Raw genomic sequence first — 21,488 nt, 5'->3', positions numbered from 1 at the left:
ATTAATCAAGTAATATAAAATAGAATTATGGAAAAACTGCATAAAAATAAGATACGGAGGTAGGAATCATGTTTGAACCAATGATTGCCGCACTGAAAATGCAAAAAAGGCGGATCGTTTTTACAGAGGGCACTGATCCAAGAATATTAGAAGCAGCCAATCGTCTGCACCACGAAGGAATTCTTACTCCAATACTTTTGGGAAATCCGATTGAGATTCAGAATGCTGCCATTGCGTGTAACTGGCCGGTGGATGAAATTGAGAAAATCGATCCTCAGAATTATAACGGATTGGATGAAATGGTATCAAAAATGACAGAATTAAGAAAAGGCAAGATGGACGAAGCTGCTTGCCGGGAAGCCCTGAAAAAGGCCAACTATTTTGGTACCATGCTGGTTAAGATGGGAAAAGCCGACTGCCTTTTAGGAGGAGCTACTTATTCTACTGCAGATACAGTGAGACCGGCTCTTCAGCTGATTAAAACCAGACCGGGCAGCAAAATCGTTTCCAGCTGTTTTATTCTGTACAGAGAGACGAAGGAAGAAAATGAAATGTATGCAATGGGAGACTGTGCGATTAACCTGGATCCCAATGAGGAAGAACTGGCAGAGATCGCTTGTGAAACAGCCCGGACAGCCAGACGGTTTTCCATTGATCCAAGAGTTGCTCTGCTTTCCTATAGCACACTGGGCTCCGGAAAGGGAGAGTCGGTTGATAAGGTGAGGAAAGCAGCAGAGAAATTAAAAGCAATGAATGTGGATTTCCCGGCAGACGGAGAACTGCAGTTTGATGCGGCATTTTCCCCTGTTGTGGCAAAAACAAAAGCTCCGGAATCCGCAGTTGCAGGAAAGGCCAATGTTTTTATTTTCCCGGACATCAATGCCGGCAATATTGGTTATAAAATTGCACAGCGTTTAGGCGGATTTGAAGCGTTCGGACCAATCCTGCAGGGATTAAATGCGCCAATTAATGATCTTTCCAGAGGCTGTAATGCAGACGAAGTTTATAAAATGTCCATTATTACGGCAGCTCTTATATAACTGACAAACAGAGATTAAACGGTTCTCGTGAAAGGAGTTTTACATGTTTAGAGAAATGCGGCGTAAAAATCAGGTAATGTCGTCAGAGGAATGCGTTCAGGTCTTAAATCGGGCAACATCAGGCGTGCTTGCTGTGTCAGGTGATGATGATTACCCTTATGCAGTGCCCCTGAGTTATATTTACCATAATAATAAGATTTACTTTCATGGAGCCAAAACAGGTCATAAATTAGATGGAATCATGAGGAATGAAAAAGTCTCTTTTTGCGTCATTGATCAGGATGAGATTGTGCAGGAAGAGTATACTTCCTATTTTCGCAGTGTTATAGCATTCGGCAAAGCACGCATTATGGAGGGAGAGGAGAAAAAAAGAGCGCTTGAAATTTTAACAGCAAGATACTCCCCTGATATTGATGAAACCCAGCGTTCTCAGGCAGTGGATAAGGGACTGATGGGTGTCTGTATGATTGAACTTGAAATTGAACATATGAGCGGGAAAGAAGCTGCTGGATTAAAGAAAGCAAAGAGTAAAGAATAATTGTATAAAGTATGTATTGATTGCAATAAGCATGCCCGGAAGTTACCCCAAAGCGGGGAATTCCGGGCATTTGCAGCAATGAAAGAAAAATCTCTTTATTAAATTTTACTTTGTTATGGTTATGCGTGAATTAAGCCAATTCATAAGCTGGGCTTCTGCTTCAGGAGATTTTATGGTAAATTCGATTCCCAGGCTTGCTCCACCAGGTATTGGCCTGTATACTCTTGAAGTAATTACTGGATTGGTAATCTTCGTAATGGATTGCGTAATCAGGGAAGAGGATAAATTTGGTTTATTCACCTCGTCATCATAGTAGGTCTCTTTCGAATATAAACGATACCCTTTAAATAATTGCCCCCCTATTACCTTTTCGTCATACGAAATATTTGCCCAACTATTCGTTTGATCATTTTCAATATTGGCTTTGATAGCGTCATCTGTACTCAGGTCAAATGGGATGATTCTTACATCTGCTTTAGTACCATCTGGTAAGGAAATCCAGCATACCGCATAATCGCTTGCGCAAGTATAATTTCTCATACCCAATTCGATACCTTTTTGATAGTCTGTTTCATCATAATTCATTGTAAAGCCTAAATAATCGTTTCTCATAACACTTCCATCATAAGAAAATGGAAAAAAAATTGCACTATTGTGTTCAATTCGGCTGCCCTCTGTTTCCGTGATTGCGGCAGATGGACAGTTTTTGTACCAGGAACCATCATAATTTACTAAGGATCCGTCAGGAGTAGTAGTGTTAGATAAAATATTCTCATCATTGCCATAATACTGAAAATAAGATACACCCACGGAGTTATTATCATCTCCCACCTGTAGCCATTCATTTCTCGCCATGTTACCGTCTTCTTTGCGATATGTCTGATACAATTTGTAGGTACCGTCAGTTTGAAGTTTAGAATGTCCTTTTCTAATACCATGCTCAATTTTAGCAGATACGGTTAAGGGAAGCCCCAAAGCAATTACAAGCGAAAATAATAGTATCCTGTTTTTTTTCATAGTCATTTTCCTCTTTAGTCATTTATAATTTTATTCACTATATCTTATTTCGGCTCAAAGGAAGGATTTATTAATGTTATTTCCGGTTTTGAGGCTTTCTCATATGGTTGGATCCTGGCTATATAGTTTCAGCCAGAGGTAATTGGTCTATAATTTACGGGTTCTTCCATTACATGGTCATGCCGGTAAGCCGAAAATATCAGACCAAGAAGAATCGTATTACAAAGCATACTTAACTGCCCTTCTGAAATAAGTGGCAGATTGGGGAAAGAGGCATATTGATGACCAAAGTTTCCCAAGAGGTATAATATTCCCTGCCACAGGAGGCACTGGCTGCAGCTAAACGCCAATGCGGACGCCAGCTTTCCATTGATTCGGAAGGAATACGATAAAAGCAACAGATAAAAAAGTCCGATTGCTCCGATTAGCACAAGTCCAGGAATCCAGCCAAAGAGAAAGATAAATACCGCTATCATATAATTATTATAGTAGTGCTGAGGCAGGATATCCCAGAGAGTCACATCCTCCACCTGGTAATGAATATACCTGGGTAAATATTTCTGATGGCGGAGTGCTTCCACCTTTTTATCGAATTCCGCTTGCTGTTCCGGTGTTTTAATGCCGGTTGCATCAATTCCAATGTTACCTGGATTACGGGAAGTAAAATACCATGCACCTGTTCCATAATCCATCATTTCCGCTGGCGATAGTTTCAGACCGTGAGTAAGAGGCGTTTTTGAAAGCAGTTCCTGTATGAGAACACCATTGTAAGTATCGTCCCAAGTGCTGTCCACAGAGGATTGGGGAGATAGAAATGTATCCATGTTATACCTGCCGGATTCTGAGAGGAAAAGGGGGCTTCCAATAGATACTATAAATGCCAGTGCGACCGGATAAAGATATTTTTTGGGGCCAGTAAGTATACCGCGGTGAATCATGAAGCAAAGGGTTCCCAGTGTACTCAGAAGAAAAATAATCTCTGCAGTATCCCCAAGAAATGGTCTGGCTGCATACATGAGAAGCATCCATACAGTGGTACAGAACACAGCTATAGTCAGGAATTTCTTTTTACTTTGACGGGAGCAATATAAAAGAACTGTAATTACGGGGACAAACAGTATTGTGGCAAAATAGGCAGTGCTGGGTATTCCATACAAGCGTCCATTAACACGCGTCATAATAAAGAGCAGTATTTGAACCAGATAAAGAAAGCCTGTAAACAATGCAATTGTTTTTCTGTATCTGATCAGGAAAGGATAACCTTTCAGCACAGTGAATATAAGGATTGTGACACCAGCAATGTAGTAGAGGAGGCTGTTTGCCATAAAAAGTGGCCTCCATGACATAAAGCTGGTAAAAATAAAGCCTGTGAGTAAAAGAAGGGCGCTGATTAAAGTAAGCTGTGGGGCCTTTTGTATCTTATGGGCTTCATTCAGCTCCGCACCAATCGTTACCGCATCTCCCATGTCGCGAAGCGCCTGCTCCTCTGCGTCAGAATGGGAAAGTCCATTCGCTTTGTAATCCTCCATACGGTCATTCATATGATCTTCCAGCTCCTGGCGTATGGAAGGGCGCAGCGGCTCATAGGAAATCTGGTCAGTTACTTCATTTAAAAATTGTGATACTGGTGATTCTGGAGTTTTTTTATTCAAACAGAACACCTCCAATTACCTGATTGATGGCGGTCTGATAGACCTCCCACTCTTTCAATTTCTCGTTCAGTAATTTCTGACCGTGAGTGGTGATTGCGTAATATTTGCGCCTCCGCCCATTGTCTGCCGTTTGCTGATAACTGGTAACGGCTCCCTGCTGTTCCAGAGTGTGCAGGATTGGATAGAGTGTGCCTTCCTGAAGTTTAAAGACATCACGGCTCTGTTGTTCCAGTTCACGTATTATCTGATATCCGTACATGCTTTGATTTTTTAAAAGTTTTAGAACCAGCATGGAGGTTCCCAGGGCCATATACCGTTTATCCATAGAATGGTCTCCTTTCTTTTTCGTCACGGTTGTTGATTTAATACATAGATTATCTAAGTATATTAATATTGTACCTAGAATACCAAGGTATGTCAAGAGTATTGAGAATTAAAGATTGATAGCATGTAAGTATGGTGGTATTCTACTTATAATTAGTTTAAAGGATAAAAATACTATTCAAAGACTGGAGTAAAGGAGTAATTGTGATGGAGAAATGGTTTACACTGGAACAAATTGATGCAGATACACACATTGTCAGTGAATACCGCCATTGGGAGGAAACGCACTGCTATTTGCTTGAAGGAAACGAACGGTGTTTGCTCATTGATACCGGACTTGGTATCTGCGATATTTCAGAAGAAGTAAAGAAACTGACAGACAAACGGATCACTGCAGTGGCAACACATATCCACTGGGATCATATTGGCGGGCACCAGTACTATCCGGATTTTTATGCCCATGAGGCGGAACTTAACTGGCTGACTGGCGGTTTTCCCCTGTCAATGGAGACAATTCGGGATATGGTCACAGACCGGTGTGATTTACCGGAAGGGTATCAGGTAAATACCTACCAGTTTTTTCAGGGTGTGCCAACACGGGTATTGAAAGATGGTGATACCATCGACCTGGGAGGGCGGAAGATCACTGTGTTACATACACCGGGACATTCTCCGGGGCATATTTGCTTTTGGGAAGCGGATCGGGGATATTTATTTACCGGTGACCTGGTTTATAAGGACACGCTGTTTGCTTACTATCCTTCCACCGATCCTCAGGCATATCTGGCATCACTTGAAAAAATAGCAGCACTGCCAGTAAAAAAGATATTTCCGGCACATCATAACCTGGATATTCAGCCGGAAATAGTAAGCCGTATGAGAGATGCATTTTCTCAGCTGAAAGCGGAGGGCAGGCTACATCATGGCAGCGGTACCTACGATTATGGAGATTGGGCTGTATGGCTATGATATAAGTTAAGTATAAATATTACAAAATAGTAATGAGATATGAAAATAATAAATAGTGAGGTAATGTAAGGCTGGGAAATAATGAAACCGCATCATGCAAACATCAGTATATTGCAGGCTATTCTTTCAGAATACCACAACCATTCTTTCGTAATCTGCCTTGTGGTAAATGCGGGTGCAGAATCAAACTCAGTCTTCCGTGGAAACTTCTCTATATTTTAATAGATTTTTTTAGCGTGTTCTTTGCCTATAAGGCAGCGGAATCGTTTGATGTCCGGTTTTTAGGAAGTACATTTTTACCCTGGCTTGTTATTTTTGTTATTATCAGCTGGATAATCGGACAATCAAACAGGCTGATACTCAGATATGGAACATGGGTGGATGCAGAATAGATCGATTTTCCAGGTAAATCGAATGAGGATACACTGGACTGGAAAACCCAGAACACGAAAAAGATTGTCCGTCACATCGTAAAACATGTGGAACCAGGGGATATCATTCTACTACACGATGTGTTCCCAACCTCAGTGGAAGCTGCGCTGGAGGCAATCGATGTATTAACCAAACAGGGTTATACCTTTGTTACAGCGGATGAATTATCCATTGATTAATCATGCTTTACCATGGATAGTGAAAAATAGTATCATTAAAACCTCTTCCATACCGGTGTTTTCGTTATATAATATACTTAGAACAGAAATGTCCATTACATAACAAAGGAGGAGTTACCATGTCAACAGCTGTCATTTGTGCGGTTTTAATCGTGATTTGTTATTTCGGATTGAAAAGTTCCATTAAAAGGACAAAACAGGGCTGTTGCGGCAGCAGCAGTGAAGTAGTAAAGAAAGTGAAGGCTGCAGACACGAATAAATCCAATTATCCTTATTCTGCGACTCTCCAGGTAGATGGAATGACCTGTGCCAACTGCAGAAAAAAGGTGGAGAATGCATTTAACAGTGTTGATGGGTTCTATGCTGCTGCAGATTTAGAAAGAAAACAGGTTGTTGTTTATATGAAAGAAAGAGTAACAGACGAAGAGATGAGAGATATTGTAAAAAAGGCTGGTTATATTCCGGGGCGGTTCGTTTAATCAGAATTCATTTAAACGGGAGAGGAGCGATTGCTCCATAAGTGATAAATCACCTATGGAGCAATCGCTCCTTTAGTCAGTCTGATTTATTGAATCCCTTCCATCATGGCATTTACAATATCAGGGTAATAAAAGCTGCAATTTGTTCTGTCCAGCAGACCAAAGAGCTCCCCGTCACCACTTACGGCACCATTATCCCACCAGATGCAGGGGATCCCCTTCGCTCTGGCTGATTTTACATAGTAATATGCCCAATCGGCACGCTGTTTTAAATTATTTTTATTCATTGCACCAAATTCACCAATGATAACCGGATAACCTTTGGAAGTGAAATAGCGTTCAATACTGTCCATCAGATAGGTTATGGCTCCGGTATCTGCCTGGTTATCAGGGCGCCACTCCCGAGTTCCGGAAATGTTCAGGGCAAAGTCATAAGGAGTATAAGCGTGTATGGAGATAATGATTTTGTTATCGTTTGGTATAACAAAGTTATCCCAGGCATTTGTGGAAGAGGTAGCGGCATAAGGCGGTATCATCAGATGTCTGAAAGGGTTGTTGCCGCCGGAACTGCGAATGGTCCTTATAAAAGCTGCATTGAAACGGTTTACGACTTCCTGACCTTCTCTGTTTCCTCCGTTCCATTCGTCCGACGTACCTTTTTGCCGTGGTTCGTTGAGACCTTCAAAGATCAGATGCTCATCATAATTTTTAAATCTTTCCGCAATCTGTGCCCAAACCTTTGTAAGAATTCTGGTGGCAGCAGCTTCATTTGCGTAGGAAGGAAAATGCCATTCCTCATGATGAAGGTTTAAAATAACGAACATTTTGTTTTGGATGCCATAATCCACAACCTCCACAACTCTGTTAAGCCATGCAGGATCGATGGTGTAGTTTGGCGCAGGTCCAAGGTGCTTTTCCCAGGTAGTTGGAACTCTTAAGGTATTAAAGCCGCCTGCCCTTATTTTATCAATCATGGCTTTATTCGTTTTTGGATTGCCCCAGGACGTTTCGGAAGAAAGGCCGTAACCGTCTGTTGCATCCAGGGTATTTCCTAAATTCCAGCCGATACGGATTTCCCTGACCAGTTCCCGGGAAGAGATATTACGGATGGAAGAAGGACCGCTTGCTTTTTGTACGGTGGTCTCATTCATAAGGCCTGTCTCTTCAGACATAGTACTTGTTGATTTACTGTTTTTTGTACTCATATACCCTCCTATAAGAAATTATTTTTTACTACAATTGGAGAGTAACACATTTTGCGACCGTTTAAAATGAAATTAGATGCAATAAATATACAGAGAACAAATGTTCTTGACAAAAGGCGCCATACTGCCCATAATAAAGGAAAAGAGATTAGAATAAGCCCTGTTTATCTGACTGAATACGGCACAACGTATGGAGGAATAGGAAATGGATTTATTTGATTATATGAGAAAAAATACGATGGAAAAAGAATCCCCTCTTGCTTCCAGGCTTCGCCCCTCCACCCTGGAAGAGGTGGTGGGCCAGCAGCATATTATTGGAAAAGATAAGCTTCTTTACCGGGCCATTAAAGCGGATAAGATTGGATCAGTGATATTTTACGGACCTCCGGGAACTGGGAAAACCACTCTTGCCAGAGTCATTGCCAATACAACCAGTGCGGATTTTAAACAGCTGAATGCGACTGTGGCCGGAAAAAAAGATATGGAAGAAATCGTGAAAGAGGCCAAGGATTCTCTTGGGATGTACGGAAAGAAAACCATTCTTTTTGTAGATGAGATTCACAGGTTTAATAAAGGGCAGCAGGATTATCTCCTGCCATTTGTAGAGGATGGAACATTAATATTAATCGGCGCGACTACGGAAAACCCATATTTTGAGGTGAATGGTGCGCTTCTTTCCCGTTCCCGGGTATTTGAACTGAAAACATTGGAAAAAGAAGATATAAAGACACTGATTCACCGCGCTGTTTATGATAATGAGAAGGGAATGGGCGCTTATCATGCAGTGATTGATCCGGATGCGGAGGATTTCTTGGCAGATGTGGCAAACGGCGATGCCAGAGCTGCACTGAATGCAGTGGAACTTGGTATTATGACGACTGAACGCAGCTCCCAGGATGGTATCATCCATATTGACATGGAAGTAGCCCAGGAATGCATTCAGAAACGTGCGGTCCGATATGATAAAGACGGAGATAACCACTACGATACCATATCTGCATTTATTAAGAGCATGAGGGGAACAGACCCTGATGCCGCTGTTTATTATCTTGCAAGAATGCTTTACGCAGGAGAAGACATTAAATTTATTGCCAGAAGAATCATGATCTGTGCGTCAGAGGACGTGGGGAATGCAGATCCCCAGGCTCTTATGGTGGCGGTAGCGGCTGCCCAGGCTGTGGAACGGATCGGACTTCCTGAGGCCCAGATTATTTTATCCCAGGCAGTTACCTACGTGGCGTCCGCACCCAAAAGTAATGCGGCATGTGTGGCAGTATTTGAAGCCCGGGAAGCAGTGCAAAATCAGAAGACCATGCCCATACCAGTGCATTTACAGGACTCCCATTATAAAGGCTCAGCAAAACTTGGTCACGGACAGGGATATCTCTATGCTCATGATTACGAAAACCACTATGTGGATCAGCAATATCTGCCGGATGGACTGGTAGGAACGGAGTTTTACCGGCCTACGGAAAACGGTTACGAGAAAAAAATTGGGGAACACTTAAGCTTTCTGAAAAAATAACTTTTCTTTTTATATATTAAGGTATATAATAGGCATATCGTACGACCTGATTCAACATGATTAGGGCCGGAATTATATTCCGGTCGTCTGTTTACGATATTCTATCGTAAATCATTCCCAAGATTACGAAACAACTGGTATTAGGAATCATGAAGGAGATTAATATGCGTGATAAATTACAGACATTGCCGTTAGCGGAGTTAAAGGAGCTTGCCAAAGCCCAGGGGATAAAGGGCTACAGTTCCATGAGAAAGCCCGATATTATAAATATACTCTGTGAAAAGGAAGGAGAAGCTTCTGATTCTGCAGTTGTAGCAGGGAGTATTGTGGCAGAAAGCAGCGAACCCGTCAAAGAGCAGGTGACCGAACAGGCAGAGAAAGAAGTGAGCAGACCGCCCGTTTCCCAGCCCCAGACCGCTGGAGAGCAGCCGAATGCGCCGGTTCAAAATAATATAAAGAAAACTGTTGTCCGTACTTATCGTCAGGATACACAGCAGAGACCATACCGTCCTGCAGGGCCCCCCGGTTCTGAAAACAATAACCGATATGAGAATTCCGGAAGAAATGAAGGAATGGTAAGAAATGACATGTCTGGCAGGAACGAAGCGCCTGTTAGAAGTGAAAACCCCGTAAGAAGTGAAAACCCTGTCAGAACCGAGTCAAGACCGGAATATGTGATGGAAGAACCAAAGGTGGATTTTCAGCCAAGTCCTGAGCTTCAGGAGCTTGACAGCGGTATTGATGCACATGGAATCCTGGAAGTAATGCCGGACGGATTTGGATTTATCCGGTGCGAGAATTATCTTCCAGGTGAGAACGATGTTTACGTAGCGCCATCACAGATCCGTCGCTTTAACATGAAGACCGGAGATATTATTCATGGCAGCCGCAGAGTAAAGACTGCTGCAGAAAAGTTTGCAGCGCTCTTATATGTAAAGAAAATCAACGGATATCCCACCAATATGGCAGAGCGCCGTCCGAATTTTGAGAATATGACCCCTATTTTTCCGGATAAACGCCTTCATATGGAGACGGATGGAGGAAAGAGTACCACTGCCATGAGAGTGGTGGATCTATTAGCTCCTATCGGTAAGGGACAGCGAGGTATGATTGTATCTCCGCCAAAAGCAGGTAAGACCACGTTATTAAAGCAGGTGGCCAAGGCAATCACACTCAATCACCCTGAGATTCATCTTATGATACTTCTCATTGATGAGCGCCCGGAAGAGGTTACCGATATCAAGGAGTCTATTGTAGGAAACAATGTAGAGGTTCTTTATTCCACGTTTGACGAACTTCCTGACCGTCACAAACGGGTGTCAGAGATGGTAATTGAGAGAGCCAAGCGTCTTGTGGAACATGGAAGAGATGTGGTGATTCTGTTAGACAGCATAACCCGCCTTGCAAGAGCATATAACTTAACGGTTGCACCAAGCGGAAGAACTCTTTCCGGTGGTCTTGATCCGGCCGCACTTCATATGCCCAAACGCTTTTTCGGCGCAGCAAGAAACATGAGAGAGGGCGGAAGTCTTACCGTACTTGCTACAGCACTTGTGGATACGGGAAGCCGTATGGACGACGTCATTTACGAGGAATTCAAAGGTACAGGTAACATGGAACTGGTGCTTGACAGAAAGCTGTCCGAGAAGAGAATCTTCCCTGCCATTGACATCTTAAAGTCCGGGACCAGAAGAGACGATCTGCTGCTTACCCGGGAAGAGGCAGAGGCTGTTGATGTGATACGTAAGGCGACCAATACATTAAAACCAGAAGATGCGGTAGAAAAGATTCTGGATCTGTTTGCAAAAACAAAGAACAACCGTGAATTCGTAGATATGTCAAAAAAGATGCGGTTTTTCTAAAAGCTGAGATCTTTTATATAAATAAATGCTTGCATTAAGAAATTTTCTATGATATACTGTACAAGCTGTTTATTAGACAAAGTCGGTTTACAAACCGCGATTTAATAGAAATCTGAGTATGCGAGGTGAAAATCATGAAAGAAGGAATCCATCCAAATTACTACCAGGCAAAGGTTGTTTGCAACTGTGGTAATGAATTCGTAACTGGTTCTACAAAGGAAGACATCCACGTAGAAGTTTGTTCTAAATGCCATTCATTCTACACCGGACAGCAGAAAGCTGCTTCCGCTCGTGGACGTATTGATAAATTCAATCGTAAATATGGCGTTAAGGCTGAATAAGTTTGGAGCAAAGAAAAGGTTGAGTTTAGTGGAAACACTTTAGCTCAACCTTTTTTGAAATTAGAATTTTGTTGCACCTATTTTCCTACAGAGAGGTGGTTGGCGTATGAAGTATTCAGGAATCGGCGGTCAGGCCGTGATTGAAGGCGTTATGATGAAAAACAGGGATGAGTATGCCACAGCAGTCCGAAAGCCGGACGGAACCATTGAAGTAAAAAAAGATACGTATATTAGTATGGGAGAAAAAGTAAAGCTGTTTTCTCTTCCATTTTTCAGAGGTATTTTCAGCTTTGCCGACTCCATGATACTGGGGATGAGAGCACTTACTTTTTCTGCCAGTTTCTTTGAAGACGATGAGGAAGATTTGGAACCCTCTAAATTTGAGAAGCTGTTGGAGCGGGTCTTTGGTGAAAAGATGGAAAAAGCGCTTATGAGCATGGTGATGGTGTTTTCCGTGATTATGGCAATCTGCATATTCATGGTGCTGCCCCTGTTTCTGGCCAACATATTTCACCATTTTATTAAGTCACAGACTATCATGGCTGTTTTAGAAGGTGTAATCCGGATTGGCATTTTTATCGCTTATATCAAGCTGGTATCCCGTATGGAGGATATCAGACGTACCTTCATGTATCATGGGGCCGAACATAAATGTATTAACTGTCTGGAACACGGACTGGAACTGAATGTGGAAAATGTAAGGAACAGTTCCAAGGAACATAAGCGCTGCGGAACCAGTTTTCTTTTAATTGTTATGATTATCAGTATTTTATTTTTTATGGTAATTCAGGTAAAGACTCTGCCACTTCGGATTTTAAGCCGTATTATTCTCATTCCGGTAATTGCAGGGGTATCCTATGAGTGTCTGCGTATCGCAGGCCGCAGTGATTCAAAGCTGGTGGATATTTTAAGCAGACCGGGCATGTGGATGCAGGGGTTGACTACCAGTGAACCAGATGATTCCATGATCGAGGTAGGAATTGCTTCTGTAGAAGCAGTATTTGACTGGAGAGAATTTCTTAAAAAGAATTTTCCGGAGAATCAGCCATGAGCGTAACGTTAAATCAACTGCTGGGAGAAGGAACGCACCGGCTTAATAAAGCAGGGATACAGGAAGCTGAGATTGATGCCAGATATTTACTGCTTGAAGCTTTCCATACAGATCTGACTCATTTTCTGATTGACCGGAACAGGACTATGAATGAAACAGAGAAATCGGGAGAATCAATCCGGGATTTTTACCATATGCTTGCTCTTCGTGAAAAGAGAATTCCACTTCAGCAGATAACCGGGAGCAGGGAATTTATGGGGCTGGACTTTTTTGTCAATGAGCATGTTCTGATTCCCAGACAGGATACAGAAACTCTGGTGGAACAGATTTTAAAGGATTATAAAGGCAGGAATCCCAGGGTGCTTGATCTGTGCACCGGAAGCGGGTGTATCGCTGTCAGCCTTGCTAAGCTTGGCGGGTTTGAATCGGTTGTAGCAGCAGACATTTCTGTTGAAGCGCTGAAGGTAGCGAAGAGAAACGGGGAAGCAATTTTAGGGAAAGAGAAAATGACTTTCCTGCTTAGCGATTTATTTGATGCCATTGGGTCAGATGAAACGTTTGATGTGATTGTGTCCAATCCACCCTACATTCCCACCAAAGTAATCAGCCAGCTGCAGCCGGAGGTTCGGGATCATGAACCGTTTCTGGCTCTTGACGGGAAAGAGGACGGTCTTTATTTTTACAGAAAGCTGGCAGCAGAAGGCCGGGATTACTTAAATCCTGGCGGTGCGCTCTATCTGGAAATCGGTTATGATCAAAATGATGCAGTCAGAGCATTGCTTAGGGAAGCAGGTTTTGTCAACATCCGGTCATGGTGCGATGCAGCGGGACTGGACCGCGTAGTGAGCGGAAGTTTAGAAAAATAATGGGCATAGACCCTTTTGGTGAGATTTTGGAGGATACCAATGTTTGATCGTTTAGATGATATATTAATTCATTATGAAGAGCTGATGCAGGAACTGAATAACCCGTCTGTTGCAGAGGATCAGAACCGGTTTCGGAAGCTGATGAAGGAACAGGCGGATTTAGCAGACCTGGTAGAAGCTTATACCCAGTATAAGAAAGCAAAACAGACCGTGGAAGAAAGCGTGACTCTTCTTGAGGAAGAGAGCGATGAAGAGATGCGGGATATGGCAAAGGAGGAATTATCCGATGCTAAAAAGCGCATTGAACAGTTGGAACAGGAACTGAAAATACTTCTTTTACCCAAGGATCCCAATGATGATAAGAATATTATGCTGGAGATCCGCGCAGGAGCAGGCGGCGACGAGGCAGCCCTTTTTGCTTCTGAGCTGTATCGCATGTACGTCAATTATGCAGAAGCACAGAGATGGAAAGTAGAGTTAATCAGCGTCAATGAAAACGGAATCGGCGGTTTTAAGGAAGTTGTTGCCATGATTACAGGAAAAGGCGCTTATTCCAAGATGAAATACGAAAGCGGCGTTCACCGTGTTCAGAGAGTACCGGAGACAGAGAGCGGCGGAAGAATCCATACGTCTACGGCTACTGTGGCAGTTATGCCGGAAGCGGAAGATGTAGATGTAGTGATTGAAGATAAGGACGTAAGAATCGATGTTATGCGTGCTTCCGGTAACGGCGGACAGTGCGTCAACACAACGGATTCCGCTGTTCGTCTGACACATATGCCGACTGGTATTGTAATTTACAGCCAGACGGAAAAATCCCAGCTTCAGAACAAGGAGAAGGCATTCCGCCTGCTTCGTTCCAAGCTTTATGATATTGAGCTGGAGAAGAGACAGAATTCCGAGTCAGAGGCCCGCAGAAGCCAGATTGGTACAGGCGACCGGTCTGAGAAGATCAGAACCTACAATTTCCCTCAGGGCCGTGTGACCGATCACCGGATTAAGCTGACTCTTTATAAGATTGATTCCATTATGAATGGAGATATATATGAACTTTTAGATTCTCTGATTGCAGCAGATCAGGCAGAAAAGCTTGCCAGACTGAATGAAAATTAAGGGGATTGCTAGAAATTTCTGAAATGAATTTAAAATAAATGCCTGTACTTGTAATATTATATACTGCAGGTATAATATAATAAAGAAAGGCAATCGCCACAGGGTGGTTGGCTAAGTTGAAAAGCAAAAACCTTCCCGACCGGCCAAAGTACAGGGAAGGCTTTTTGCGGTTAATGACACGTCATAAAGACGAATGTCAGCAGTGCCAGAAGGAACATACCAAAAGACATTAGGTCCTTAAAGTCATAATTCTTCATGAGCAACACCTCCATTCTATGTAGAATCGAGGCCTACCACCCTATACACGATTGCCAGCAGTTTGTACCTGCCAGTATAATTATATGTGTCATCTTATAAATATACCAATAAAAAAACAAAATATCTGAAAAATCCCTCTTGGACATAGTCGTTGTCTGAGAGGGATTTTTTTCTTATTGAATAAAATAATCGGGGAATGCTGCCACAAGTTCTGATTTTTCCATCTGGTGTCTGTTGATATGCCTGGTCATCAGAATCTCAGCCAGCTCTGTATCCCTGCGCTCGATGGCATAGATAATATTCTCGTGATCTTCCACGATCTTGGTGGGTTTACTGGACTTTAAGGAAAGAGTTCTGATCCGGTCAAAATGTACCATCTGGGACTGGATGATCTCAAATGTTCTGGCCTTATTCACAGACTGGAACAAGAGCATGTGAAACTCATTATCCAGTGGAAAAAATCTGGCAGTGTCTTCCTGTTCCAGACAGAACTTCTGCTCACTGATATTGTCCTTCAGCTTCTTTAAGTCCACCGGTTCAGGATTTTTGCAGGCAAGCTTTACCACGGCGTTCTCTAAAACAAGTCTCATAAAGCGGGCTTCTTCAATTCGTTCATAATCTATTTTTGAAATATAACTTCCCCGCTGGGGCAGTATTTCAACAAGGCTGGATTTGCTAAGTTCAATCAGCGCTTCTCTGACTGGTGTTCTTGAAAGATTCAAAGTGGAAGAAAGCTCGTTTTCACTTACTGCACTTCCTGGAGCAAGCTCTAAGTTAATAATATTATAGAGAAGAACACGTATCGCATAATTTCTGGCATTCTCTCCGGGAGACCGATCGAACAATTTCATAAAAAACCTCTCTTATCAAAATATAAATCCTGCAGGCAGGAGCATACGGTTAGTATACTACTGAACAGCAAGTTTATCTATTGTTTTATTTATAACCCCTGAAAATGAGCAACAACTTGTATACAAGTATCATGCTTTGAAAGCGAGTGAATGTCAATGATATAAGGTTTAAAAGTGAAAAAATGTCATATTGCACAAAAAACAAGATAAAAAATATACAAAATTACATATTGAATATTTCTCCGTAATATACTACCATACAAGATAGAAAGACATGTAAAAGAGAAATTCATACATGTTTGGTTGGCTGGGCAATACTAGCATATAATAGGACAGGACTTATTATGTGCCGGCCTCATGATAAAGTAAAACGATAACTGATTGCAAAACAGGAGGAACAAAACGATGGAAATGACTTTACGCTGGTATGGACCAGGATATGACAGTGTGTCCCTGAAACAAATCAAACAGATACCTGGAGTGAAAAGTGTAATCACGACTCTGATGGGAAAGCAGGCAGGAGAAGTCTGGACAGAGGCAGAGATTGCTGAACTGAAACGAGTAGTGGAAGAAGAAGGCCTTACCATCGCAGGAATTGAATCCGTTAATATCTCTGATGATATTAAGATTGGTACGGAAAAACGAGAACAGCATATTGCTAATTATATCGAAACTCTTGAAAATCTTGGAAAAGCAGGAATTCATATGGTTTGCTACAACTTTATGCCTGTATTTGACTGGACACGTTCCGATCTTGCAAGAGTACGTCCGGATGGATCAACCGTACTTGCTTATAATCAGGATGTAGTAGATGAAATCGACCCTGCACATATGAAGGAATCTGTAGAAAAGATGTCCAACGGCTTTGTAATGCCAGGCTGGGAGCCAGAGCGTCTGTCCCGTCTGGAAGCATTATTTGAAGCATACAAAGACATTGATGATGAGAAACTGTTTCATAATCTTGTTTATTTCCTGGAGTCAATTGGCGAAGTTTGTGAAAAATATGATATTAAAATGGGGATTCATCCCGATGATCCGGCATGGCCGATCTTTGGTCTTCCAAGAATCATACGCGACAAAGAAAAAATTGTAAAACTGTTAAAAGCAGTTGACAAGCCATACAACGGTATTACCTTATGTACAGGATCACTTGGCTCCAATCCGGCTAACGATATCTGCGATATTATCAGAGCTGCAAAAGGAAGAATTTCATTTGCACATGTAAGAAACTTAAAATATAACAGTGACAGAGATTTCGAAGAAGCAGCTCATCTTTCTTCTGACGGATCCATGGACATGCATGCAATTATGAAAGCACTGTATGAAACAGGATTTGACGGCGTAATCCGTCCGGATCATGGAAGAATGATCTGGGATGAGGTTGCCATGCCTGGATATGGTCTTTATGACAGAGCGCTGGGTGCAGTATATCTTCAGGGATTATGGGAAGCCATTGATAAGGAATCTGGAAAAAACTAAGGAGGCAGTGCCGGTATGAAGCTGACATTAGAAGGTTTAAAGAATAAAGAAGCCTGGGAGGCGGCTGGAATCAGCCTTCCGCTTTATGACATTGAGACAGTGGTCAGAGAAACAAAAGAGTCACCGGTCTGGGTGCATTTTGGAGCAGGTAATATCTTCCGTATCTTTATCGGTGGAATTGCAGATATCTTAATTGCACAGGGCGAGAGCACCAAGGGAATTACCTGTGTGGAGACCTTTGACTTTGATGTAATTGATAAGATCTATGATCCATATGACAATCTGGTTCTTGCAGTAACCTTAAACGCAGATGGTTCTACTGGAAAAAAGGTAATCGGATCCCTGGCAGAAGCAGTCAGAGCCCAGTCTGGTGTAGCAGCTGAGTGGAATCGTCTGAAAGAGATCTTTGTAAATCCGGAACTTCAGATGGCTTCTTTCACCATTACAGAGAAAGGCTATGCACTGAAAGGAACCGAAGGAAGTTATTTCCCATTTATCCTGGCAGATCTGGAAAATGGTCCTGAAAAAGCAGTTTCTGCCATGGCTGTGGTATGTGCGCTTCTGCTTGAACGGTTTAAGGCAAATAAAGCACCTTTGGCAGTGGTTTCTATGGATAACTGTTCTCACAATGGCGAAAAACTGAAACAGTCCATCGTGACAGTTGCAAAAGAGTGGGAGAGCCGGGGATTTGCAGAGAAAGCATTTGTTGACTATCTGGAAGATGAATCCGTTGTTTCCTTCCCCTGGTCTATGATTGACAAGATCACACCACGACCTGCAGATTCTGTGTGCAGCGAACTGGAAAAAGCAGGAGTAGAGGATATGGCTCCGGTGATCACTTCCAAAAAAACATACATTGCACCATTTGTCAATGCAGAAGGACCTCAGTATCTGGTAATTGAAGACAAATTCCCTAACGGAAGACCGGCGCTTGAGAAAGCCGGAGTGTATATGACAGACCGGGATACTGTTAATAAAGTAGAGCGTATGAAAGTTACCACCTGCTTAAATCCGCTGCACACAGCGCTGGCTGTTTATGGCTGCGTTCTTGGATATGACCTGATTGCAGATGAGATGAAGGATGCGCAGCTGAACCGTCTGGTTCATGAGATCGGTCCGGTAGAAGGAATGCCGGTCGTAACTGACCCAGGAATTCTGTCTCCACTGGAATTCGTTGACGAAGTGATCCGTGTCAGAATCCCCAATCCTTTTATGCCTGATACACCTCAGCGAATTGCTACGGATACATCTCAGAAGGTGGGAATCCGTTATGGTGAGACAATTAAAGCATATGTGGAAAAATACGGAGATGCAAAAAAACTAAAAGCCATTCCGCTGGCAATTGCAGGCTGGTGCCGCTATCTTCTGGCAGTGGATGACCAGGGTAAGGCATTTGAACTTTCCTCTGACCCTATGATTCCCGAACTGACAGAAAAGCTCAAAGGAATTGAGTTTGGTAAACCGGAGACGTATCATGGGCAGCTGAAGGAAATCCTCTCTAATGAGCATATTTTTGGAATTGACCTTTATCAGGCTGGCATTGGAGAAAAGATTGAAGAAATGTTCTGTGCCCAGATTACGGGAGCAGGAGCAGTAAGAGAAACACTGAAGCGTGAGCTGAATTAATAAGGATACAATCAGAGTGGGTCCCGGCAGAGAAACTTAATTCTTTGCCAGGACCCACATTGTAACTTATGACATTCCAGATTCTATTTTCTGGTTTTTAATTCCATGTTTTTCTGCAAAGCCGGTGAGAATCATGGTGAGAGCTCCGTCTCCCGTTACATTGCATGCAGTTCCAAAGCTGTCCTGGAGTGCAAAGATGGTCAGCATAAGAGCAGTGCCCGTCTCATCAAAACCTAAAACTCCGGTGATCAGACCAAGAGATGCCATAACCGTCCCTCCGGGAACCCCTGGTGCGCCAATTGCAAAAACACCCAGCAGAGCGCAGAATAAAAGCATGGAGCCAAGAGACGGAACAGAGCCGTAAAGGATCTTTGATACAGTCATGACAAAGAAAACCTCGGTGAGTACAGATCCACATAAGTGGATGTTTGCAAAAAGCGGGATACCAAAGTCCACCATATCTTCTCTTAAGGTGGGCTGTGACTTTTTAGCACATTTTAAAGCGACTGCAAGAGTGGCAGCTGAAGACATGGTTCCTACTGCAGTGATGTAGGCAGGGCCGTAATTGCGCAGAACATCAAAGGGATTCTTTCTGGAATAGGCGCCGCCAATCAGATACAGAACTGCCAGCCAGATATAGTGTCCAACCATAACAATTATTACTACCTGAAGGAATACGGGTAGCTGTTTTGTGATGGTTCCTTCATAGGACAGAGCGCAGAATGTAAATGCGATAAAAACAGGTAGAATGGGTATGACGACCTTTGTTACAATGGACAGGACAATCTCCTGAAATTCCTCCAATACCTGAGTAATTGCTGCAGCTTTTGTCCAGGTAGCGGCAAGACCCAGTAAAAGTGAAAATACCAGAGCACTCATAACCGGCATAATCTGAGGGATATCCAGCTGGAATACAATTCCGGGAAGCTCCTTTAAGCCATCTGTACTTGGTGAGATGGACAGATGAGGGATTATAATGTATCCGGCAGCCATGGAAAACAAGGCCGCACCTATGGAAGAAATATAAGCTGCAGAAACAGCGATCCCCAGCATTTTAGAAGCATTATTGCCTAATCTTGTGATAGATGGGGCAATAAAGCCGATGATGATGAGCGGAACACAGAATACAATGATCTGGTTCAATATGTATTTGACTGTCACCACAACATTCATCAATTGTTCACCAGCCAGCTGTCCAATTAAGATTCCCCCAATGACCCCCAGAAGTAATTTAAAAGGTAAACTACTTACTAATTTTTTCATACCTATTCTCCTATCATGATTTTAATGATTTCCTCGTTGGTCTCCTTCATTCCTTTTTTCCCCAATCTGCCAACGTTTTTCAGCGTAGCCTCTACGCCTTTTGTGACAATGCCGTCCCCATCGAGAAACTGCTGTCCCTGACTGTACATGCTGTATCCAAAGATCCCCGCTTCAATGGAAGAGGCTATCTTTGCCGCACAGGAAGCCTTTGCCCCATCACATACGATACCAGATACAATGGCCAGCGCATTGACAACGGTATGTATGATTTCCTCGTAGCCGCCTCCGCATAAATAAGCGATTCCGGCTCCAGCTCCCGCTCCGGCATTTACCGCTCCGCAATAAGCGGATAATCTTCCGATGGGAGTCTTTTGATGGATGGAAGTTAAGTTGGATAAAGCAAGTGCCCGGTACATGGTTTCCTCGCTGACGCCTAATTCTCTGGCATAGACAATGACAGGAACAGAAACCGTGATTCCCTGATTGCCGCTGCCGGAGTTAATGATGACAGGAAGTTCGCAGCCATTCATGCGGGCGTCGGAACCGGCGGCAGCCATAGCCTTTGCTTTCAGGGAAATGTCGCTGCCTGCACTATTTAACAGTACTTTGCCAATATTGGCGCCGTAGTCATTGGTCAGGCCTTCCTCTGCAATGGCCCAGTTGTACCGGATCTGGCGGTCCAGTGTTTCTTTGATATCAGCAATGTCAACGGTATTGATAAAATCCCAGATATCTTCCATGCTGAGTATGCTCCGGTCAGTCAGTGCCTCTTCTTCTTTGCCGGCATCCAGCTGTTTTAAGACCGTTCCGTCTTTTTCGATTAGTACAATGTTGGTATGGTAATTGGCTATCCGCACTGTGCATGTGGAGGGTCCTTTGTACAGAGTGATCAGGATATCAAATGTGATTCCATGATCAATATGTACAACCCCTATTTCAGTCTCCTCCATAAATTGCTTCATACCGGTGATCTGGTCCGGTGTAACGCAGGAAATAACTTCCAGTTCCTTTTCCGGATCTCCCGCCACAATTCCTGCAGCTACAGCTGCCGGTATTCCTTTCAGATGACCGGTGTTGGGAACAATGACGGATTTTACATTTTTGATAATGCTCCCGCTGGCACCAACTACCACCTTGTCAGGAATGGCTCCCAGAGTTTTTTTAGCCACTGCAGCGGCATAAGCAAGAGCAATCGGTTCCGTACAGCCCATAGCGGGAACCAGCTCTTCCTTTAGAATCTGCACGTAGGCGCGGTATTTACAATCTGCCTTTTCCATACTTTTTTAAAGTCCTTTCTAATCGTGTCCTGAAAATACTCATCCTTTGAGTTGATTTCTGAGTGACTTTAATGTACCATAAATATAAATGAATGTAAAATTTAATGTTTTTATGATAACGTTTAATAATTTTAAATTAAG

Annotated in this window: 19 protein-coding genes and 1 pseudogene; 13 read left to right on the top strand and 7 right to left on the bottom strand. The window is 42.9% G+C overall.

Annotated elements, in window-relative coordinates:
• Positions 1-68: 68 nt before the first annotated feature.
• On the top strand, positions 69-1,040 hold the full coding sequence (gene pta / locus ABS301_RS18705; RefSeq protein WP_349673655.1) for a phosphate acetyltransferase: 972 nt from the start codon (positions 69-71) through the stop codon (positions 1,038-1,040).
• 43 nt (positions 1,041-1,083) lie between these two features.
• Complete coding sequence (locus tag ABS301_RS18700; protein ID WP_349673654.1) at positions 1,084-1,578, top strand: pyridoxamine 5'-phosphate oxidase family protein; 495 nt, start codon at positions 1,084-1,086, stop codon at positions 1,576-1,578.
• Between the two features lie 105 nt (positions 1,579-1,683).
• On the opposite strand, the gene ABS301_RS18695 is transcribed toward ABS301_RS18700, so the two are convergent.
• From ABS301_RS18695 to ABS301_RS18685, 3 genes are all read right to left on the bottom strand, one after another.
• Positions 1,684-2,595: a hypothetical protein gene (locus ABS301_RS18695; RefSeq protein WP_349673653.1), complete on the bottom strand. Its 912-nt coding sequence runs from the start codon at positions 2,593-2,595 to the stop codon at positions 1,684-1,686.
• A 128-nt stretch (positions 2,596-2,723) separates the two neighbouring features.
• Positions 2,724-4,256, bottom strand: coding sequence for a permease prefix domain 1-containing protein (locus tag ABS301_RS18690; RefSeq protein ID WP_349673652.1), 1,533 nt, complete (start codon positions 4,254-4,256; stop codon positions 2,724-2,726).
• A complete protein-coding gene (locus ABS301_RS18685; protein ID WP_349673651.1) occupies positions 4,240-4,572 on the bottom strand; it encodes a PadR family transcriptional regulator in 333 nt (110 codons plus the stop codon). Before ABS301_RS18685 ends, ABS301_RS18690 begins: the two co-directional genes overlap by 17 nt.
• A gap of 206 nt (positions 4,573-4,778) precedes the next feature.
• Between ABS301_RS18685 and ABS301_RS18680 the strand changes: the two genes are divergently transcribed.
• From ABS301_RS18680 to ABS301_RS18670, 3 genes and pseudogenes are all read left to right on the top strand, one after another.
• Positions 4,779-5,540, top strand: coding sequence for an MBL fold metallo-hydrolase (locus ABS301_RS18680; RefSeq protein ID WP_349673650.1), 762 nt, complete (start codon positions 4,779-4,781; stop codon positions 5,538-5,540).
• A gap of 419 nt (positions 5,541-5,959) precedes the next feature.
• Positions 5,960-6,151: pseudogene (locus ABS301_RS18675) on the top strand (polysaccharide deacetylase family protein); the annotation flags it as partial.
• 119 nt (positions 6,152-6,270) lie between these two features.
• Entirely contained in the window at positions 6,271-6,630 is a 360-nt protein-coding gene (locus tag ABS301_RS18670) for a heavy-metal-associated domain-containing protein (protein WP_349673649.1), read from the top strand.
• Between the two features lie 86 nt (positions 6,631-6,716).
• Here ABS301_RS18670 and ABS301_RS18665 read toward each other — a convergent pair whose 3' ends face one another.
• Positions 6,717-7,835 (bottom strand): glycoside hydrolase family 5 protein, encoded by a 1,119-nt coding sequence (locus ABS301_RS18665; RefSeq protein ID WP_349673648.1) that lies wholly within the window; start codon positions 7,833-7,835, stop codon positions 6,717-6,719.
• 205 nt (positions 7,836-8,040) lie between these two features.
• On the opposite strand from ABS301_RS18665, the gene ABS301_RS18660 reads away from it, so the two are divergent.
• The 6 genes from ABS301_RS18660 to prfA all read left to right on the top strand — a co-directional run bounded on the left by ABS301_RS18660 (position 8,041) and on the right by prfA (position 14,593).
• Positions 8,041-9,360, top strand: coding sequence for a replication-associated recombination protein A (locus tag ABS301_RS18660; protein ID WP_349673647.1), 1,320 nt, complete (start codon positions 8,041-8,043; stop codon positions 9,358-9,360).
• Positions 9,361-9,524: 164 nt separating this feature from the next.
• Complete coding sequence (gene rho, locus ABS301_RS18655; protein WP_349673646.1) at positions 9,525-11,222, top strand: transcription termination factor Rho; 1,698 nt, start codon at positions 9,525-9,527, stop codon at positions 11,220-11,222.
• Positions 11,223-11,356: 134 nt separating this feature from the next.
• Positions 11,357-11,563 (top strand): 50S ribosomal protein L31, encoded by a 207-nt coding sequence (gene rpmE, locus ABS301_RS18650; protein ID WP_104439128.1) that lies wholly within the window; start codon positions 11,357-11,359, stop codon positions 11,561-11,563.
• Between the two features lie 106 nt (positions 11,564-11,669).
• Positions 11,670-12,614 (top strand): DUF1385 domain-containing protein, encoded by a 945-nt coding sequence (locus tag ABS301_RS18645; protein ID WP_349673645.1) that lies wholly within the window; start codon positions 11,670-11,672, stop codon positions 12,612-12,614.
• Entirely contained in the window at positions 12,611-13,480 is an 870-nt protein-coding gene (prmC, locus tag ABS301_RS18640) for a peptide chain release factor N(5)-glutamine methyltransferase (RefSeq protein WP_349673644.1), read from the top strand. The genes ABS301_RS18645 and prmC overlap by 4 nt, the downstream gene beginning before the upstream one ends.
• A gap of 39 nt (positions 13,481-13,519) precedes the next feature.
• A complete protein-coding gene (prfA, locus tag ABS301_RS18635) occupies positions 13,520-14,593 on the top strand; it encodes a peptide chain release factor 1 (protein WP_349673643.1) in 1,074 nt (357 codons plus the stop codon).
• A 431-nt stretch (positions 14,594-15,024) separates the two neighbouring features.
• On the opposite strand, the gene ABS301_RS18630 is transcribed toward prfA, so the two are convergent.
• Positions 15,025-15,702 (bottom strand): GntR family transcriptional regulator, encoded by a 678-nt coding sequence (locus ABS301_RS18630; RefSeq protein WP_349673642.1) that lies wholly within the window; start codon positions 15,700-15,702, stop codon positions 15,025-15,027.
• Positions 15,703-16,107: 405 nt separating this feature from the next.
• Here ABS301_RS18630 and uxuA point away from each other — a divergent pair, with 405 nt between their 5' ends.
• A complete protein-coding gene (gene uxuA / locus ABS301_RS18625) occupies positions 16,108-17,181 on the top strand; it encodes a mannonate dehydratase (RefSeq protein WP_349673641.1) in 1,074 nt (357 codons plus the stop codon).
• Between the two features lie 15 nt (positions 17,182-17,196).
• The gene (locus tag ABS301_RS18620) at positions 17,197-18,807 is read left to right on the top strand and encodes a mannitol dehydrogenase family protein (protein ID WP_349673640.1); all 1,611 of its coding nucleotides are present in this window, start codon (positions 17,197-17,199) and stop codon (positions 18,805-18,807) included.
• 66 nt (positions 18,808-18,873) lie between these two features.
• On the opposite strand, the gene ABS301_RS18615 is transcribed toward ABS301_RS18620, so the two are convergent.
• Complete coding sequence (locus ABS301_RS18615; RefSeq protein WP_349673639.1) at positions 18,874-20,070, bottom strand: dicarboxylate/amino acid:cation symporter; 1,197 nt, start codon at positions 20,068-20,070, stop codon at positions 18,874-18,876.
• A gap of 2 nt (positions 20,071-20,072) precedes the next feature.
• Positions 20,073-21,347 (bottom strand): L-cysteine desulfidase family protein, encoded by a 1,275-nt coding sequence (locus ABS301_RS18610; protein ID WP_349673638.1) that lies wholly within the window; start codon positions 21,345-21,347, stop codon positions 20,073-20,075.
• Positions 21,348-21,488: the final 141 nt, after the last annotated feature.

This window comes from Lacrimispora sp. (assembly GCF_031982545.1).
In the GTDB taxonomy this organism is placed as follows: Bacteria; Bacillota; Clostridia; order Lachnospirales; family Lachnospiraceae; genus Lacrimispora.
Note: the sequence above shows the minus strand (reverse complement) of the source record. Positions and strands in the feature narration are given on the sequence as shown.

What these genes read in the sequence shown, in the direction of transcription:
- ABS301_RS18620 (WP_349673640.1), top strand. Translation starts at nt 17,197, where the DNA reads ATGAAGCTGACATTAGAAGGTTTAAAGAATAAAGAAGCCTGGGAGGCG.
- ABS301_RS18695 (WP_349673653.1), bottom strand. Translation starts at nt 2,595, where the DNA reads ATGAAAAAAAACAGGATACTATTATTTTCGCTTGTAATTGCTTTGGGG.
- ABS301_RS18645 (WP_349673645.1), top strand. Translation starts at nt 11,670, where the DNA reads ATGAAGTATTCAGGAATCGGCGGTCAGGCCGTGATTGAAGGCGTTATG.
- ABS301_RS18610 (WP_349673638.1), bottom strand. Translation starts at nt 21,347, where the DNA reads ATGGAAAAGGCAGATTGTAAATACCGCGCCTACGTGCAGATTCTAAAG.
- ABS301_RS18660 (WP_349673647.1), top strand. Translation starts at nt 8,041, where the DNA reads ATGGATTTATTTGATTATATGAGAAAAAATACGATGGAAAAAGAATCC.
- rho (WP_349673646.1), top strand. Translation starts at nt 9,525, where the DNA reads ATGCGTGATAAATTACAGACATTGCCGTTAGCGGAGTTAAAGGAGCTT.
- uxuA (WP_349673641.1), top strand. Translation starts at nt 16,108, where the DNA reads ATGGAAATGACTTTACGCTGGTATGGACCAGGATATGACAGTGTGTCC.
- ABS301_RS18665 (WP_349673648.1), bottom strand. Translation starts at nt 7,835, where the DNA reads ATGAGTACAAAAAACAGTAAATCAACAAGTACTATGTCTGAAGAGACA.
- prfA (WP_349673643.1), top strand. Translation starts at nt 13,520, where the DNA reads ATGTTTGATCGTTTAGATGATATATTAATTCATTATGAAGAGCTGATG.
- ABS301_RS18670 (WP_349673649.1), top strand. Translation starts at nt 6,271, where the DNA reads ATGTCAACAGCTGTCATTTGTGCGGTTTTAATCGTGATTTGTTATTTC.
- rpmE (WP_104439128.1), top strand. Translation starts at nt 11,357, where the DNA reads ATGAAAGAAGGAATCCATCCAAATTACTACCAGGCAAAGGTTGTTTGC.
- ABS301_RS18700 (WP_349673654.1), top strand. Translation starts at nt 1,084, where the DNA reads ATGTTTAGAGAAATGCGGCGTAAAAATCAGGTAATGTCGTCAGAGGAA.
- pta (WP_349673655.1), top strand. Translation starts at nt 69, where the DNA reads ATGTTTGAACCAATGATTGCCGCACTGAAAATGCAAAAAAGGCGGATC.
- ABS301_RS18630 (WP_349673642.1), bottom strand. Translation starts at nt 15,702, where the DNA reads ATGAAATTGTTCGATCGGTCTCCCGGAGAGAATGCCAGAAATTATGCG.
- ABS301_RS18680 (WP_349673650.1), top strand. Translation starts at nt 4,779, where the DNA reads ATGGAGAAATGGTTTACACTGGAACAAATTGATGCAGATACACACATT.
- ABS301_RS18615 (WP_349673639.1), bottom strand. Translation starts at nt 20,070, where the DNA reads ATGAAAAAATTAGTAAGTAGTTTACCTTTTAAATTACTTCTGGGGGTC.
- prmC (WP_349673644.1), top strand. Translation starts at nt 12,611, where the DNA reads ATGAGCGTAACGTTAAATCAACTGCTGGGAGAAGGAACGCACCGGCTT.
- ABS301_RS18685 (WP_349673651.1), bottom strand. Translation starts at nt 4,572, where the DNA reads ATGGATAAACGGTATATGGCCCTGGGAACCTCCATGCTGGTTCTAAAA.